The following is a 16,237-nucleotide window of genomic DNA, read 5'->3' as shown; positions in this document are numbered from 1 at the left end:
GGACCGTCACAGATACTGTCCCGGATTGGCCGCAGTTTCGATGGTCCGGCCAGGTTCCTGCCCGGCCTTGCCCTGGATTATGGTGCGGATGTAGGTGATGCGCTCGCCCTTCTTCCCGGAGATGCGTGCCCAGTCGTCCGGATTCGTGGTGTTGGGCATGTCTTCGTGTTCGCGGAACTCGTCAACGACGGCGCGCATCAGGTGCTCGATGCGCAGCCCGCGCTGGTGGAGCATCAGGAAGTCCTTGATGGCGTACTTCTTGGCCCGGTCAACGACGTTCTGGATCACTGCCCCGGAATTGAAGTCCTTGAAGTAGAGCATCTCGGTATCACCGTTGGCGTAGGTGACTTCCAGGTACTCGTTGGATTTGTCCTCGGCGTACATCTTCTCCACGGTCCGCCGGATCATCTCCTTGACCGTGGCGACGGGGTCGTAGCCATGCTCCGCGAGGTCGTCACGGTGCAGCGGCAGGTCCGGGGTGAGGTACTTGGCAAAGATCTCCCCCGCACCCTCCGCATCGGGGCGCATGATCTTGATCTTCACGTCCAGCCGCCCGGGACGGAGGATGGCCGGGTCGATCATGTCCTCCCGGTTCGAGGCGCCGATGACAATGACGTTCTCGAGCTTCTCCACGCCGTCTATCTCGCTGAGCAGCTGAGGCACGATCGTGGTTTCGACGTCGGATGAGACACCGGTGCCGCGGGTGCGGAACAGTGAATCCATCTCGTCAAAGAACACGACTACGGGGCTTCCATCAGAGGCTTTCTCCCTGGCGCGGGAGAAGATGAGGCGGATGTGCCGCTCGGTCTCCCCCACATACTTGTCCAGCAGCTCCGGACCCTTGATGTTCAGGAAGTAGCTGCGCGTGCCGGGCATGCCGGTCTGTTCCATGACGCGGGCAGCCAGGGAATGTGCCACTGCCTTGGCGATCAGGGTCTTGCCGCACCCGGGAGGGCCGTAGAGCAGGATGCCCTTTGGTGCCTTGAGCCCGTGCTCCCGGTACAGGTCCGGATGCATGAAGGGAAGTTCCACAGCGTCGCGGATCTGTTCGATCTGCGGGCCGAGGCCGCCGATGTCCGAATAGGAAATATCCGGAACCTCTTCCAGGACCAGGTTCTCCACTTCGCTGCGCGGGATCTTCTCCAGTGCATAGCCGATTCGGGTATCCACCGTGAGGGCGTCCCCTACCCGCACCTTTTCCTGAACCAGGGGGCCGTTGAGCCGGACCACCCGCTCGTCGTCGGCCCGTCCAACCACCAGGGCGCGGTCGCCGTCGAGCAGTTCCTGGACGGTGAAGAGTTCCCCCGCCTTCTCAAACCCAAGCCCCGCCACAACGGTGAGGGACTCATTGAGCAGCACTTCCTGTCCCGGAACCAGCTGGCCCAGGTCCAGCAGGGGGCTAACGGCTACACGCAGTTTCCGGCCGGACTGGATAATATCCACGCTTTCCTGGACGGTGGCCGCGGTGGTCACCCCGGGAGCGGCATCCGTCCGCGGATTGACGGCAATTACCGTTCCAAAACTGAACGGTGTGGCACCCTCTTTCTCCAGGGCGTCCTTCAGCCGCACGATCTCCGCCCTGGCCGTCTCCAGCATGGCCACCAGGCGGGCGTTGTTATGGGTCAGCGCTGCGAGCTGGCGGTCCAGGTTCCGCAGCTTGTCCCGAAGGACGTTAAGCTGCCGCGCTTCCGTGCCGCCAGTACCGTATCCGCCGTCCGTTCCGTTACCTATCGGGGCCCCGCCGGTGTTTTCCGCATCAACCATTTTTCGACCGCCTTCATTGCTGTGGTCCCTTCGTTTGACGATAACGCAGTGACGCACGCAATACACCGGGCGCGGCGTCTTGTATTTAGCCGCGGCCCGGATAAGGGCCGGTCCCGGTGCCGGTCTAGCGCTCGGTTTCTTCGCTGCCGTGCTCCTCCTGGAAGCGTTCCGCCTTGGCCAGCGCACCGCGCTGGACGGTCGAACTGGCGTCCTTGGCTGCGCGGCGCAGCTTCTTGTCCGAGACTTCCCGCTCGCCCACCGCTGCCGGAGTCCAGGCGTTCAGGTCTTCCTGGCTGAAATCGGTCTTAGAGGCGCGGCGCTTGGCTATCAGGCCGGTGGCTCCCTCGGCCAGGCGGCGGGCGGAAAGCAGGAAGCCGGTGTGGGCCACCATGCGGTGGTCGGGGCGCACGGCGAGGCCTTCAAGGTGCCAGCCGCGGACCATCGACTCCCACCCTTCCGGCTCCGTGAAGCGGCCGTCGGCCCGGATGGCTTCGGCAGTGCGGGAGAGCTGCGTGACAGTGGCGACGTAGGAAATCCAGACGCCGCCCGGAGCCAGCACGGTTGCCACCGCGTCGGTGCATTCCCACGGCGCCAGCATGTCCAGGACAACCCGGTCAACGCTGCCGGGTTCCTGCGTGCGGACCACCTCGTCCTGGAAGTCGCCGAGGGTGATGTCCCATGCCGGGTGCGGGCCGCCGAAGAACGTCTCGACATTGCCGCGGGCAATGTCCGCGAATTCCTCCCGGCGCTCGTAGGAGTGCAGCGAGCCGTTGTCTCCCACGGCGCGGAGCAGGGAGATGCTCAGTGCGCCGGAGCCGACGCCGGCCTCCACCACCCGGGCACCTGGATAGATGTCAGCCATCGTGACGATCTGGCCGGCATCCTTCGGATAGACAACGGCTGCTCCGCGCGGCATGGAAAGGACGAAGTCGGAGAGCAGCGGGCGAAGCACCTGGTACTGGTGCCCGGTGGTGTTGGTGACGATGGTGCCCTCGGGGACGCCGATTACCGCCTCATGCGGGAGGTAGCCGCGGTGGGTATGGAACGCACCACCCTCGGTGAGGGTGATGGTGTTCCGGCGTCCTTTTTCGTCGGTGAGCTGGACGCGTTCACCGGGCCGCAGCGGTCCGCGGCGCATGTCCGCGCCGTGCGCAGCTGGGGATTCGGGGGTACCCGGGTTGTTCATGAGTGGCTGTCCTTTTGTAGCTAACGGGCTTGTCTAATGTGTCTGGCTGGGCCGTCAGGGGCGGCGGTTCCGCGTGCGGCCGGTGATCGCGGCTACAACGGTGTCCTGGCGCAGAAGCCCCACCACAGCGCCTTCGCGGTTGATGACTGCGTACTCACTGCCTTCGAGTTTCGAGAGGTACGCAATGAGTTCCTGCCCGCTGGCGGCATCGGGAATATATGCGCCGGGAGCAAGTGCGCGGGCGACGGCGCTGGCCGGTGTGTGCGCGGCGAGATGTTCCGGCACGGCAACGAGGGCTCCGGGGTCAACTACGGCCTCGGGCTGCCCGGTTGGTGCGGTGAGGACTATTGGCGTTTCCGGCCCGCCTGCCGCCGCCTCCCGGAGTCCGGCGACAGGTGTTGGCGCCGGGACCTGGACTGCCGGTTCCATGAGAGCCGCGGCCGACACCGAGGGCAGGCGCATTCGCATCCGTGCGTTACTGATGGACGCGCCTGCCCCCATCCACAGGAACCCTGACACCAGTGCAGTGATCAGCAGCAGGCCGAAGTCGGGAGTCCTGCCCTGCAGGAACGGAGGAAGAATGATGGCCGCTGCCAGCGCGGCGGCGATCACGCGTCCGGCCCAGCCCGCCGCGAGTGTCCCGCGGTCCTGGCTGCCCGTTGCCTTCCAGACAATCGTCTCGACAATCCTGCCGCCGTCCAGGGGCAGTCCGGGGAGCACATTGAAAACGGCGACCAGGAAATTCGCCCAGACAAAGATGTCCGCCAACAGCCACGCCACCGTCCCTGGTTCCAGGAACACAAGCAGGCCGAGTCCGCCGAGCGCCAGCAGGAAGTTGGCCGCCGGGCCGGCCAGTGCCACGACGAGCGACTTCCCTGGGGTGGCGCGGACATCGCCGAACTGGGTGTGCCCGCCCCAGAGCGTCAGCACAATGCGCGGCGTGGGCCAGTTCCAGGCCCTGGCTGTCAGGGCATGGGCAAGTTCATGCACCAGGACTGAAAAAAGCAGCAGCAGGGCATAGCCCAGCGCGACGGCGTACGCGGCGGCGGTGCCGAGGCCGGGAACCGCCCCGGCGACACGGGGCCCAAACAGGAAAACGATAGCCGCAGCGATGATGAACCAGGACCAGGCAAGGGTTACCGGGACTCCGCCGATCCTTCCCAGCGGAATGCCCTCGCTGCGCTGTGTCCGCGCCGGGTCCTGCGTCATCGTGCGGTTCCTTCCCACGCCGCGACCAGGTCCTCAAGGTCCCGGACGGTCCGGCCGGACAGGGTGTCCCACTGGATACGCCGCGGATTCGCCGGTAGCGGCGTGATATGCGGGATGGCTACTGCGCACAGTCCTGCCGCAAGAGCGGAGGTGTACCCCGGATAGGAGTCTTCGAGGGCGGCACAGCGGGACTTGGACAGGCCCGGCTCCTGAGCCGCAAGCCGGTTGAAGGCGAGCTGGTAGGGATCCGGGTGCGGTTTGCCCCTGTCCACCATCTCCCCCGTCACGAGGAGCCGGAAGGTCCCCTCCGGGAGCTGTCCGGCAATGAGCCGTGCCAGCGGTCCGGGGGACATTGTGACCAGGGCACACGGAATTCCCTTGGCCGCCAGTTCCTCCAGGAGTTTCCGCGCTCCGGGGCGCCAGGGCGCCTGACGCCTTATGCGGGCAGCCACTTGTTCGGTCAGCGCGTTGATCACCTCGTCCACGGCGAGGCTGACACCTGCCTGCTGGAGGCGCCGGGCAGAATACGGAAGCGCCTGGCCCACAAGCTCGACGGCGTCCTCGTCGGTCCAGATACCGCCGTGTTCACGTACCAGGTCCTTTTCTGCCTGGATCCAGTAAGGCTCTGTGTCCACGATTGTTCCGTCCAGGTCCCAGAACACGGCCTGCAGTGCAGGTGCGGGTCCGTCGGGGAGGACGGGAGTTCCAGGCAGGGGCATAACGCCAGTCTACGTGGCGGGGCGCCTGATCCTCGCGCAGGGTCCGGGGTTCGGCGGCACGCGGGACTGACAGTGCGCAGCCGGGGGCATAAGGTGAAATGGTGAGTTATACCGAAAACAATCCGGCAGCCGGCCTACAGGATTTCTTCGCCGGCGGAACCGGCGAACGGGTGACCGTGATGCTCGCCGCCTTCGAAGGCTGGAATGACGCCGGTGAAGCGGCTTCAGACGCCCTGGACTTCCTGTCGCGCTACTGGGACAGCGAGAAGATCGCCGGGATCGATGCGGACGAGTACTACGACTTCCAGTTCACGCGGCCTGCCATCGAGCGCACCTCCTCCGGCAAGCGGCGGATCAAGTGGCCCACCACCCGGATCTCCCGCGCCGAAGTGCCGGGGTCGAACCTGGACCTCATCCTGGTGACCGGCGTCGAACCGTCCTACAAGTGGCGCGCGTACACGGCAGAGCTGATCGGCCTGGCCAAGGAACTCGACGTCGACTGCCTGGTGCTGGCCGGTGCCCTGCTGGCAGACGTGCCCCACACCCGGCCGATTCCCGTCACCGCGACCTGCGAAGAAGAGGACCTGCGCGCCCATCTTGATGTGGAACCGTCAGAGTACGAAGGACCCATCGGCATAGTGGGAGTCCTGGCCGAAGTGGCTGCGCTCGCGGACATCCCAACACTCTCTCTCTGGGCCGCAGTGCCCCATTACGTAGGCCAGCCGCCCTCGCCAAAGGCCCAGCTGGCACTTCTGCACCGCATTGAAGAGCTCCTGCAGGTCCCCGTGGACACTTCGGTGCTTACCGAAGAGGCCGAGGCCTGGGAACGCGGAGTGGACGAACTCGCCACCGAAGATCCTGAGATTGCCGCCTACGTCCGCCAGCTCGAGGAAGCGAAGGACACCGCGGAGCTTCCCGAGGCGACCGGCGAATCGATTGCCAGGGAGTTCGAGCGGTACCTGAAGCGACGCCGGCGGGACTAGCCCCGGGATCCGGTGCGGGGCCCGGTGGCCCACCGGCCCCGCGCCTGGCTAGCGCAGGGTGATGCCGAGCAGGGCGTCAAATGCGGCTGCGGCCAGGGCTGCTCCGGATCCGGCTGATGCCGCAGGTTCGGAGCTTAGGAGGCGTGCGGCCCATTCATCCGCTGCGGCCAGAGCTGCCGGGGCGTTCAGGTCATCAGCCAGACAGAGCCGGAACCGGGTAAGCAGTTCTTCCGCTGCTGCGCTGTCCGTCAGGGCCAGTGCCTGCCGGTAATGGCTCAGCCGCTCCTCGGAACGAGCCAGGTCCTCGGCTGTCCAGAACCAGTCGGAGCGGTAGTGGTGCCCGGCCAGCGTGGTCCGGATCGCTGCCGGGTCCACCCCCTCGGCACGCAGTTTCGACACCAGGACCAGGTTGCCCAGGGACTTGCTCATCTTCTCCCCGTCCAGCCCCACCATGCCCGCGTGCGCATAGTGCTCGGCCAGCGGTTCACCCGAGCAGGCCCAGGCATGCCCGGCACTCATCTCATGGTGCGGGAAGACCAGGTCTGATCCGCCGGCCTGAACCGTAAACGGCGCGGGCAGGAACCGGCGCGCAATAACTGAACATTCGATGTGCCAGCCCGGGCGGCCGTCACTGAGCGAACCTCCGGGCCAGCGCGGTTCGCCCGGACGCGCCACCCGCCACAGCAGGGCATCCAGGGGATTACGCTTTCCGGCCCGCCCGGGGTCTCCGCCGCGTTCGGCGAAAACGGGCATCATCTGCTCGGGAGTCAGGTTTGAAACCTGCCCCAGCCACCAGGCATCGGTACCTTCCCCGGGCATGGCTCCGGCGGCGTCGACGGAGAAGTACACGTCGCCGTCGGGATCCTGGCCGCTGCCGGGGACGCGGTAGGCGATTCCCCGCTCCAGGAGGTCTTCGACCACCGGCACGATCCATTCGATCGACTCCACGGCGCCAATGTAGCTGCGCGGTGCAAGGACGTTCAGGGCTTCCATGTCTTCGCGGAAGAGCTGGGTTTGTTCCTTTGCAAGGACAGTCCAGTCGACACCCGTGGCGTTGGCACGCTCCAGCAGCGGATCGTCAATGTCCGTGACGTTCTGAACGTAGTTCACGGTGTGTCCGGCATCCCGCCACTGGCGGTACAGCAGGTCGAAGGCCACATAAGTTGCCGCATGGCCCATGTGGGTGGCGTCATACGGGGTGATACCGCAGACATAGAGGCCGGCTTCGGGTCCGGGAGTCACGGGAACGGTTCGGCGCAGTGCCGTGTCGAAGAGGACCAGTTCCGGGGATTGTCCGGGCAGTTCGGGAAGGGGACGGGAATTCCAGGCGATCACGTATTCACTCTACTTACTCGGCAGGCTTGGTTCATTTCGCGGCGGACTGCGCCGGTGGTGTCAGGGCTGCAGGACGCCGAAGGCCAGGGCGATGTAAATCGCGACGCCAAGGCCAATGCGGTACCAGACGAACAACCGGTAGCTGCGCGTGGAGACGTACCGCAGGAACCAGCCGATGATGACGAACCCGACGACGAACGCCACCACGGTGGCAAGTGCGGTCTCGGCGCCGCCGTAGGGGCCGGTCTCGCCCCAGGACTTGGCCAGCTGGTAGAGGCCGCTGCCGAAAACGGCAGGGATGGCCAGGAGGAAGGCATAGCGTGCCGCTGCCTCGCGGGTGTACCCCATGAGCAGGCCTGCAGTGATGGTTCCGCCGGAGCGGGAGACACCGGGGATCAGGGCCAGTGCCTGGGCGAAGCCATAGAGGATGCCGTGCTTGTAGGTGAGCTGGTCCAGTGTGCGCTGCTGCTTCCCGACGGCGTCGGCGACCGCGAGGATCACGCCGAAGACGATGAGCATGGTCGCCACGATCCACAGGCTGCGGAAGGTGGATTCGATCTGGTCCTGGAACAGGAGGCCCAGGATCACGATGGGCAGGGTGCCCACAATGATCAGCCAGCCCATCCGGGCGTCCGGATCAGAGCGTGGCACACGTCCGGACAGAGACCCGAACCAGGCCTTCACGATCCGGACGATGTCCTTCCAAAAGTACACGGCGACGGCAGTTTCGGTGCCGAGCTGGGTAATGGCCGTAAAGGCGGCGCCTGGATCCTGGGCTCCCGGAAGGAGTTCTCCGGCAATGCGCAGGTGGGCGCTGGAAGAAATGGGCAGGAACTCTGTCAGGCCTTGAAGAAAGCCCAGAAAAATCGCTTCGAACCAATTCACCCTACGACTCTAGGGCACGCACGTCTTCTCCCAGGCCACGCGTGGCCGCCGGTACTGCCTGCTAGCGGTCGCTTCCGGCCTGCGGATAGGGTGACTGGCGGCCCGCTGTGCTGTCTTCGCCGTACGAATCGCTCTCCACGCCAAAGTCCGGTCTGCGCAGGAGCTCCTCGTCTTCGTCCAGCAGGTCCTCGTCGCCGTCCTCTTCGTCGTCGTAGATCTCCAGCGGGGTTACTTCGCCGTAGGCGTCGTACAGCACCTCCTCGTAGACCTCGAACGCATCCGCAATGGCCAGGTATGCGTCCTCTACGGCCGGATCTTTCTCTCCGCGGCGTGCGGCGGCAGCAGCGAGGTGCTCCTCGAAGGCAGCGACCAGGGACTGGAGTGCAACGCGCGGATCTATGGTCATGGACTAGACGTTAGCCCCAAAGGAGGCAAAATGGGATGGAAATGCGCGAACAAATTCTGAGACCTGACGTCTCGTTCAAGACCGCTCCCGCCAAGGACTATGAGTATCTCGTCCTCTCCGTAGGCCCCCATGAGTCCCTCCCCGATGCGCGCAGGCTGATTACCGACCACGCCGAGTATGGCAAGTGGGAACTGCAGCGGACCCGCATCTACCGCGGAGGCACCCACCGGTACTGGCTGCGGCGCAAAATCATGAGGGTAACGCGCACCGCCTAGCCGCGTGCGGCTGAGCTATGGTCAGGGCAGCGGGCCCAGTACCGCGTTGGCCATCGAGTCATGGGCCGAGTCTTCGCTGGAGGGATGGAACATTCCCGCAAGCACATCCCGGTAGAGCCGCTCGATCTCACTGCCCCTGAAGTATCCCGCTCCCCCGGCCACCTGCATGGCAGTCTCCACGATTCCGCGGGCGGCATCGGTGGTGCGCAGCTTGAGGCCGGAAAGCCGCGGAAACCAGAAAGCTCCGTGGTCTGAACCCGACTCCAGGTCCCGTGCCACCGCGTTGAGCTGCAGGAGGACCCCGTCCAGCCGGATAGCGGCGTCGGCCACACGCCAGCGGGTGTGCGGATCCTGGGACGCGGGCCCTGACTGCACACGCCGTTTCCGCGCTGTTTCAGCCGCCAGTTCCAGTGCGCGCTCGGCCAGCCCGGCGTAGACCGCGGAGAGCAGCGTTTCGAAGAGGCTGAAAATGCCGAACACAAAGGCATCCGCATGCGGCCCAACAGGGGTGTGCCGGACTATCCTCGCGGCCGGAACCACGGCTTCCTCAAGCGTGGTGGTCCGGGACTGCGAGGCACGCATGCCCATGGTGTTCCAGTCGTCAAGCGCAGTGATGCCCGCCGTGCTGCGGTCCGCGAAGCCGAAGACGAGCTGCGGCTCCTCCGGGTTGGAGCTGTCCTTGCCGAAGACGCCCAGCCGGGTCCATGCCGGGGACAGGCTGGTGAAGATCTTCAGTCCGGTGAACGCATATCCGCCGCCGTCCTGCGGAACGGCATCGGTCTTCGAATCGAACAGGACCGCTGAGTTTCCGGGTTCGGAAATGCCGAACGCGAACAGTTCTCCCCGGGCAGCTTCTTCGAGCACGAAGGAGAGCGAGCTATCCCCGCCACGGGACAGCAGATGCGCGACGCCGCACCACACCAGGTGCATGTTCACGGCCAGGGCGGTGGCCGGGGCGGCTGACGCCAGCCGGCGCTGGCAGTTCACGACTGCGGGAATGTCCAGCCCGGACCCGCCCTGCTCCGCCGGGGTGAACAGGGCCAGGTAGCCCGCGCTTCGCAGGTCTTCGAGGTCCTCGGCAAAAAACGAGTTGTCCTGGTCATAGCGCGCTGCGCGGCCGCGCAGCGTTTCCAGCAACGCAGGCGGCAGGATTTCTTCGGGGGACGTCAAGACAGCTTCCTTTCTCTATCTGTTGCCGGTGGCGGGGTCTGGCCGTGAACCTACGAGCCCCGCAGCAGCCGGCCCAGGACGCGGGTTCCGAATTTGAGGGACTCAACCGGGACCCGCTCGTCCACCCCGTGGAACATGCCCGTAAAGTCCAGGTCCTCGGGCAGGCGCAGCGGTGCGAAGCCGTACCCGGTGATCCCCAAGCGGGACAGTGACTTGTTGTCAGTGCCGCCGGAAAGTGTGTACGGGAGTACCGGAGCGCCGGGATCCTCGGCCTGCAGCGCAGCCACCATTGAGTCCACGAGGCTCCCGGTGAAGGGAACTTCAAGTGAAACGTCCTTGTGTTCGTAGCTGACGTCGATGCCTTCTCCTGCCAGTGATCTCACGATTTCCAGCAGCTGTTCCTCCTGGCCGGGCAGGGTGCGGGCATCGATGAATGCTTCCGCGGTGCCGGGAATGACGTTGTGCTTGTACCCGGCTTCCAGGAGGGTTGGATTGGCGGTGTTCTGGAGCGTCGCGCCGACGAACCGGGCCACAGTTCCCAGTTCGGCCAGGAGCTTCTCCGGGTTCTCCGGATCGAACTCGACGCCGGTCAGTTCCGTTACCCCGTCCAGGAACGCGCGGGTAGTGTCCGTCAATTCAATGGGCCACTCGTAGGAGCCGATGCGCGACACGGCGCCGGCCAGCCGGGTGACCGCGTTGTCGGTGTTGATCTGGGAACCGTGCCCCGCCCTGCCGTGCGCCTTGAGGCGAAGCCAGGAGATGCCCTTCTCCGCGGTCTGCAGGAGGTAGGTGCGGCGTCCGCCGATTGTCGCCGAGAACCCTCCCACCTCGGAGATGGCTTCGCTGGCACCCTCGAACAGTTCAGGACGGTTTTCCACCGCCCACCCGGCCCCATAGCTGCCGCCGGCCTCTTCATCGGCGAAGAAGGCAAAGATGATGTCCCGGCGGGGACGGGTTCCGGTGCGGGCCATCTCCCTCATGACCGCCAGGATCATGGCGTCCATGTCCTTCATGTCAACGGCTCCGCGGCCCCAGATGAGTCCGTCCCGTTCCTCGCCGCTGAACGGGTCAACGCTCCAGTCCTGCTTTTGGGCCGGTACGACGTCAAGGTGGCCGTGGACAACCAGTGCCGGCAGCGAAGGGTCGGTGCCGGACATACGGGTCACCACGGACGCACGCCCCGGTGCGGATTCGAACACGTCGGCCTGGAGGCCGGCCTCTTCGATGAGGCCGGCGACATACTCCGCCGCCCTGCGCTCTCCCGGCCCGGTCCCGTCACCGTAGTTCGAGGTATCGATGCGGATCAGGTCCCGGCAGATGCGGGCGACTTCGTCTTCGGCGCGGATGCTCATGGGCACTCTCCTTGCTGGGCGGTTTCTAGGGATCAGCCTAGCCACCCTCGGCGGCATCGGCAGGACTTTGTTCCGGGCCATGTCCCGTAACGCCCGGGCCCGAAACCCCGATTCGTTGTTCTCCGGGAAACCGTGTTAGAGTTTTTCCCGTTGCAAACGAAGAAACGGAATAAAAAACGCTCTTCGGCAGACACCTAAGCGCGGGTGGCGGAATGGCAGACGCGCTAGCTTGAGGTGCTAGTCCTCTTATTGAGGGTGGGGGTTCAAGTCCCCCTCCGCGCACAGTTGATGATCCTCACATCAGGGAACACCCCGGTCCTATGGACCGGGGTGTTTTGTTTTGCCGACGGGTCCGTATGCGCGCCTGGTCACCCCTGACGGAGGAACAGGCCCTGTGCCATGCCCGCCGGCTTGGTAACCTCGCTGTATGGACGGCAGCGGCTTCCTGAACGTGTTCCTGGTGCTGTTCTTTGTGCTTCTGGGCGGGTTGTTCGCCGGCGCTGAGATGGCGCTCGTATCCCTGAGGGAAGGACAGATACTGCGCCTGGAGGCCTCCGGGCGCAGGGGTGCAAGGATCGCCGCCCTGGCCCGCAACCCGAACCTGTTCCTCTCCGCGATCCAGATCGGCGTGACCCTCTCCGGTTTCTTCTCAGCCGCGTACGGAGCATCCGCCCTTGCACCCGCCCTCTCCCCCGTACTGGAAGGCTGGGGGCTGAACGCGGCGGCAGCCGGGACGTCAGCATTCATTGCCATGACCCTGGTTGTGGCCTACCTGTCCCTGGTGTTCTCGGAACTGGTGCCCAAACGGCTGGCCATGCAGAACGCCGAAGGGTTTGTCCGGGCCCTCGCGCCTCCGCTTTCGGTGTTCGCAGCGGTAATGCGGCCCGTTATCAAGCTGCTCTCCGTTTCGACGAACGGCGTGGTGCGTGCCCTGGGCGGTGACCCCAACCTGAAGAACGTGCCGATCTCCCAGCAGGAGCTCCTGGAGATGGTAAAAGCCAGCCCGGTCCTTGCCGATGAGAGCCGGAACATCCTGGCTGACGTCTTTGGTGCCGGCCAGCGGCTGCTGCAGGAAGTCATGCGGCCCCGGCCCCAGGTTAAGTTCCTGCAGGCCAGCCTGTCCGTGGCCGAGGCACGGGAAGCCGTTCATGTACTGCCTTACTCGCGCTATCCGGTGATAGCAGGCTCCCCGGACGATGTCCTGGGCTTCGTCCATGTCCGGGACCTGCTCGGCCAGGATTCAGAAACCGCTGGGCAGACCCGGCTCAGCGGGATCCTGCGTCCGATCCTTTTCCTCCCCGGCACCGCCACGGTGCTGCCCACGCTCACCCGGATGCGCCGGGAGAACAGCCACATCGCCGTCGTCGCGGACGAATACGGCGGCACCGACGGAATAGTCACGCTGGAGGATCTCGTAGAGGAACTCGTCGGCGAGATCTACGACGAATACGACACGGGAAAAGACCCGGAGGACCAGCACCTGGCGATGGAGGGTGAAGTGGTTGTGGACGGCGGGCTGATCCTGCAGGAGTTCGACCGGCTCACCGGGATCCAGCTGCCGGAAGGCCAGTACGAGACCGTTGCGGGCTACATCCTGGACCGGCTTGGCCGCATGGCAGTGCCGTCGGACACCGTGGCGGCGCCCGGGGGCAGGCTCCGGGTCCTTGACGTTGAACACCACCGCATACGTTCGGTCCGGGTCATTCCGGACGTTGGTGCGGGATAGGGCCCGGCAGGTCCGTACCCGGCGGAATACGCGGCGATTCAGGCTGCCGGGCACGTAAACACATTCGGTGCATTGCAGGGCCGCGGACTGCGCGCGCAGAATACCGGGCATGAGCACACCCGGACCAGGAGAAACAGGCACTGCCAGCGGCGTGCCGGAGGCCGGGAGCGGGCCGGAGCTTAAACGGGTGATGGGCACCAGGCTCCTGCTGCTGTTCATCGTTGGCGATATCCTGGGCACCGGCGTCTACGCACTGACGGGGCGGATCGCCGGGGAGATCGGCGGTGCGGCCTGGGCACCCATCCTCATCGCCTTCACGGTGGCTACGATTACCGCCCTGTCCTACCTTGAACTGGTCACCAAATATCCGCAGGCAGCGGGTGCTGCGCTCTACACGCACAAGGCTTTCGGGATCCACTTCGTGACCTTCCTCGTGACCTTCGCAGTCCTGTGCTCCGGAATTACCTCCGCCTCCACTGCTGCCAAGTTCCTGGCCGAGAATTTCCTGGTCGGATTCGGTCTCGGCTGGGGCCAGTCCGGCGTCACGGCTATCGCGGTTGGGTTCATGGTCCTGCTGGCGGTGATCAACCTGCGCGGGGTGGGCGAGAGCATCAAATTCAACGTCTTCCTAACGGTCGTGGAGCTGACCGGCCTGCTGATCGTCATTGGGATCGGCTTCTGGGCCATGGGACAGGGAAACGTCGATTTTTCCCGCACCATGGTCTTCGAAACGGAAGGCGGAAAGTCAGTTTTCCTGGCCCTGACGGCGGCCACGTCCCTGGCGTTCTTTTCGATGGTGGGATTCGAAGACAGTGTGAACATGGCGGAGGAAACGCGGGATCCCGCACGCATTTTCCCAAAGGTGATGCTCACGGGCCTGGGCATCACGGTGTTCATCTACCTGCTGGTCTCCGTCGCAGCGGTGGCGGTTGTGCCGGTGGGCAAGCTTTCCGAGAGCCAGACGCCGCTGCTCGAGGTGGTGCAGGCAGGCGCCCCGGACTTCCCCATCGACGTCGTCTATCCATTCCTGTCCATCTTCGCGGTCGCGAACACCGCGCTGATCAACATGCTCATGGCCAGCCGGCTGCTCTACGGCATGTCCAGGCAGGAGGTCCTGCCGCGTCCCCTGGCCCTGGTGCTGCCCGGCCGCCGGACGCCGTGGGCATCCATAGTGTTCACCACCCTCATTGCGGTAGGCGTCATTGTCCTGGTCACCAACGCCATGGGCCCTGATACCGTTTCAGCCTTGGGCAGCACCACCGCCCTGCTGCTGCTGTGCGTCTTCACCGTAGTAAATGTTGCCTGCCTGGTGCTGCGAAAGTCTCCGCCGGCTCCTGTTGAACGTGAAGGCAGGCAAACCGGCGGCGCAACGCGGAAGACGTTCCGCTCCCCCGGCATCATGCCCTGGATCGGGGCGCTGAGCTGCGCGTTCCTGGTGGGCCCGTGGGCCCAGGACCCCGTTGAGTATTCAATCGCGGGCATTCTGCTGGCCATTGGCGTGGTGCTTTGGTTCTTCACCTGGCTCTGGAACCGCGGAGTAAAGGCCAAACGCACCCGCTTCACGGATCCGGAGGAACTCCATGGCTAGCGTGATAGTCGGCTACGTCCCCGCGCCGGAAGGCGCCGCCGCGCTGAGCCATGCCCGCCGCGAGGCCGCCCTGGCCAATAACAGGCTGGTGATCGTCAATGTCCGCACAACCGGCCGCGGGCTGGGCCACGGGCACAGCCACGGTGAAGACGCGTCGGGTGAGCTGGAGGGCATCGCCGCAGAACTCCGGGCGGCGGGGTCGGACTTCACGGTCATCCATCCGGAGGGCGACTACGATCCCGCCGATGAGATTCTCTCCGCGGCAGCCGGCAATGAAGGCCGCCTGATCGTCGTGGGCCTGCGCCACCGCACGCCGGTGGGAAAGCTCATCCTTGGCAGCACGGCGCAGCGTGTGCTGCTGGAGGCGCACTGCCCGGTGCTCTGCGTCAAGGCCGGGCAGTAGCACCCAGCCCGGCGGCTATGGCCTCAATCCCGGTGTGGGTTTCCGCGAAGGACGTGGACAGCGGGGACAGGCCCAGCCGGATGCCGTCCGGATTGCGGTAGTCAGGAATCACGCCTCGCTCCCACAGGCCGGCAGTGACTTCCCGGGACGCCGGATGGTCAAAAGTGATGTGGCTGCCGCGCCGTGACGGATCCCGGGGCGACGCGAGTACGGCGCCGAGCGGGGCAAGGAGATCGTCGAAGGCTTCAACGGTGAAGGAGGTCAGCTGCACGGACTTCTGCCGAACCGCATCCATTCCGGCCTCGGCGATCAGCGCAACCATGTCCTGCATCGCCAGCATCCCCAGGATGGGCGGAGTTCCCGAGACCATGCGCTGGATGCCGGCGGCGGGAACGTAGTCCCGGCCCATGCCGAAGGGGTCCCCTGCCCCGAGCCAGCCACGGATGGGCTGCTCGAAATCCTCCTGGTGCCGGGAGGCAACATAGGCCCAGGCGGGAGCGCCAGGGCCGCCGTTCAGGTATTTGTAGCTGCAGCCGGCAGCGTAGTCCACCTGCCAGGCATCAAGTTCTGCAGGCACGGAACCGGCGGAATGGCAGAGGTCCCACAGTACCCGCCCGCCGGCGCGGTGAACGACCTCGGTGATCAACGGGACGTCAGCGGTGTATCCGGAGCGGTAGGCAACGTGGCTGAGCACCACAAGCGCCGTCTGCGGGCCCACCGCGGCGGCCACCGCTTCCGGGCGGACACCGCCGTCGTAATCAGCTTCGACCCAGCGCAGTGTCAGGCCGCACTCCTCCGCAATGCCCTCCATGACGAACCGGTCAGTGGGGAAATTGTCCCGGTCCAGGACAATCTCGTTGCGCGTCCCGCCGCCGGAAACCGCGGCCACCGCTGCACGGGCAAGCTTGTAAAGCAGGACGGTGGTTGAATCGGCAACTACGCACTGGCCGGGTGCTGCGCCGAGCACGTGCTCGCCCAGCTGATCGCCAATCTGCCGCGGCAGCGCGAGCCATCCCTCGTCCCAGCCCCGGATGAGCCGGCCGCCCCACTGGCTGCGCACAAAGTCGTTCAGCCGCTCGAGGGTGGCGGCCAGCGGCCGGCCCAGCGAATTGCCGTCCAGGTAGGCCGGCACCTCCGCGTCATCGTGGCCCAGGAACCGCTGCCGCATGCCGCCGAGCGGATCGGCTGCGTCCAGTTCCCGGGCGCGTTCGGCCAGGCGCAAAGTTGTTTTCATGG

The 16,237-nt window shown here is 65.5% G+C and carries 14 protein-coding genes, 1 tRNA gene and 1 pseudogene; 6 read left to right on the top strand and 10 right to left on the bottom strand.

Features of this window, described 5'->3' with window-relative positions; translation table 11 throughout:
* Window positions 1–6: 6 nt before the first annotated feature.
* The 4 genes and pseudogenes from arc to ITX31_RS13795 form a co-directional block, all read right to left on the bottom strand.
* A pseudogene (arc, locus tag ITX31_RS13810) lies at window positions 7–1,692 on the bottom strand (proteasome ATPase); the annotation flags it as partial.
* A gap of 196 nt (window positions 1,693–1,888) precedes the next feature.
* A complete protein-coding gene (locus tag ITX31_RS13805) occupies window positions 1,889–2,950 on the bottom strand; it encodes a tRNA (adenine-N1)-methyltransferase (protein WP_194783977.1) in 1,062 nt (353 codons plus the stop codon).
* Window positions 2,951–3,004: 54 nt separating this feature from the next.
* The gene (locus ITX31_RS13800; RefSeq protein WP_194783976.1) at window positions 3,005–4,159 is read right to left on the bottom strand and encodes a site-2 protease family protein; all 1,155 of its coding nucleotides are present in this window, start codon (window positions 4,157–4,159) and stop codon (window positions 3,005–3,007) included.
* Window positions 4,156–4,878 carry an HAD family hydrolase gene (locus ITX31_RS13795; RefSeq protein ID WP_194783975.1) on the bottom strand — a complete coding sequence of 241 codons (723 nt, stop codon included), beginning with the start codon at window positions 4,876–4,878 and terminating at the stop codon, window positions 4,156–4,158. Before ITX31_RS13795 ends, ITX31_RS13800 begins: the two co-directional genes overlap by 4 nt.
* Before the next feature lie 101 nt (window positions 4,879–4,979).
* Between ITX31_RS13795 and ITX31_RS13790 the strand changes: the two genes are divergently transcribed.
* A complete protein-coding gene (locus ITX31_RS13790) occupies window positions 4,980–5,861 on the top strand; it encodes a PAC2 family protein (protein ID WP_323745690.1) in 882 nt (293 codons plus the stop codon).
* 48 nt (window positions 5,862–5,909) lie between these two features.
* Here the strand turns inward: ITX31_RS13790 and mshC are convergent, their stop codons facing one another.
* The 3 genes from mshC to ITX31_RS13775 form a co-directional block, all read right to left on the bottom strand.
* Window positions 5,910–7,196, bottom strand: a complete 1,287-nt coding sequence (mshC, locus tag ITX31_RS13785) for a cysteine--1-D-myo-inosityl 2-amino-2-deoxy-alpha-D-glucopyranoside ligase (protein WP_194783973.1) — start codon at window positions 7,194–7,196, stop codon at window positions 5,910–5,912.
* Window positions 7,197–7,256: 60 nt separating this feature from the next.
* Entirely contained in the window at window positions 7,257–8,081 is an 825-nt protein-coding gene (locus tag ITX31_RS13780; RefSeq protein WP_194783972.1) for an undecaprenyl-diphosphate phosphatase, read from the bottom strand.
* Window positions 8,082–8,142: 61 nt separating this feature from the next.
* On the bottom strand, window positions 8,143–8,487 hold the full coding sequence (locus tag ITX31_RS13775; RefSeq protein ID WP_228529350.1) for a hypothetical protein: 345 nt from the start codon (window positions 8,485–8,487) through the stop codon (window positions 8,143–8,145).
* Window positions 8,488–8,528: 41 nt separating this feature from the next.
* Here ITX31_RS13775 and ITX31_RS13770 point away from each other — a divergent pair, with 41 nt between their 5' ends.
* The gene (locus tag ITX31_RS13770) at window positions 8,529–8,762 is read left to right on the top strand and encodes a DUF5703 family protein (protein WP_091605923.1); all 234 of its coding nucleotides are present in this window, start codon (window positions 8,529–8,531) and stop codon (window positions 8,760–8,762) included.
* A gap of 21 nt (window positions 8,763–8,783) precedes the next feature.
* On the opposite strand, the gene ITX31_RS13765 is transcribed toward ITX31_RS13770, so the two are convergent.
* Complete coding sequence (locus ITX31_RS13765) at window positions 8,784–9,932, bottom strand: acyl-CoA dehydrogenase family protein (RefSeq protein WP_194783971.1); 1,149 nt, start codon at window positions 9,930–9,932, stop codon at window positions 8,784–8,786.
* Window positions 9,933–9,982: 50 nt separating this feature from the next.
* Window positions 9,983–11,284, bottom strand: a complete 1,302-nt coding sequence (locus ITX31_RS13760; RefSeq protein ID WP_194783970.1) for a M20/M25/M40 family metallo-hydrolase — start codon at window positions 11,282–11,284, stop codon at window positions 9,983–9,985.
* 198 nt (window positions 11,285–11,482) lie between these two features.
* Between ITX31_RS13760 and ITX31_RS13755 the strand changes: the two genes are divergently transcribed.
* The 4 genes from ITX31_RS13755 to ITX31_RS13740 all read left to right on the top strand — a co-directional run bounded on the left by ITX31_RS13755 (window position 11,483) and on the right by ITX31_RS13740 (window position 15,001).
* Window positions 11,483–11,566 (top strand) — tRNA-Leu (locus ITX31_RS13755).
* A 145-nt stretch (window positions 11,567–11,711) separates the two neighbouring features.
* Window positions 11,712–13,010: a hemolysin family protein gene (locus ITX31_RS13750; protein ID WP_194783969.1), complete on the top strand. Its 1,299-nt coding sequence runs from the start codon at window positions 11,712–11,714 to the stop codon at window positions 13,008–13,010.
* A gap of 109 nt (window positions 13,011–13,119) precedes the next feature.
* Window positions 13,120–14,598: an APC family permease gene (locus ITX31_RS13745; protein ID WP_416354824.1), complete on the top strand. Its 1,479-nt coding sequence runs from the start codon at window positions 13,120–13,122 to the stop codon at window positions 14,596–14,598.
* Window positions 14,591–15,001: a universal stress protein gene (locus tag ITX31_RS13740; protein WP_194783968.1), complete on the top strand. Its 411-nt coding sequence runs from the start codon at window positions 14,591–14,593 to the stop codon at window positions 14,999–15,001. The genes ITX31_RS13745 and ITX31_RS13740 overlap by 8 nt, the downstream gene beginning before the upstream one ends.
* Here the strand turns inward: ITX31_RS13740 and ITX31_RS13735 are convergent.
* Window positions 14,985–16,235 carry a kynureninase gene (locus tag ITX31_RS13735; RefSeq protein ID WP_194783967.1) on the bottom strand — a complete coding sequence of 417 codons (1,251 nt, stop codon included), beginning with the start codon at window positions 16,233–16,235 and terminating at the stop codon, window positions 14,985–14,987. The two genes, ITX31_RS13740 and ITX31_RS13735, sit on opposite strands and share 17 nt — an antisense overlap.
* Between the last annotated feature and the right edge of the window lie 2 nt (window positions 16,236–16,237).

It is taken from the genome of Arthrobacter gandavensis, from assembly GCF_015355785.1.
Taxonomy (GTDB): Bacteria; Actinomycetota; Actinomycetes; order Actinomycetales; family Micrococcaceae; genus Arthrobacter_B; species Arthrobacter_B gandavensis_A.
This window is presented reverse-complemented; position numbering and strand designations above follow the sequence as displayed.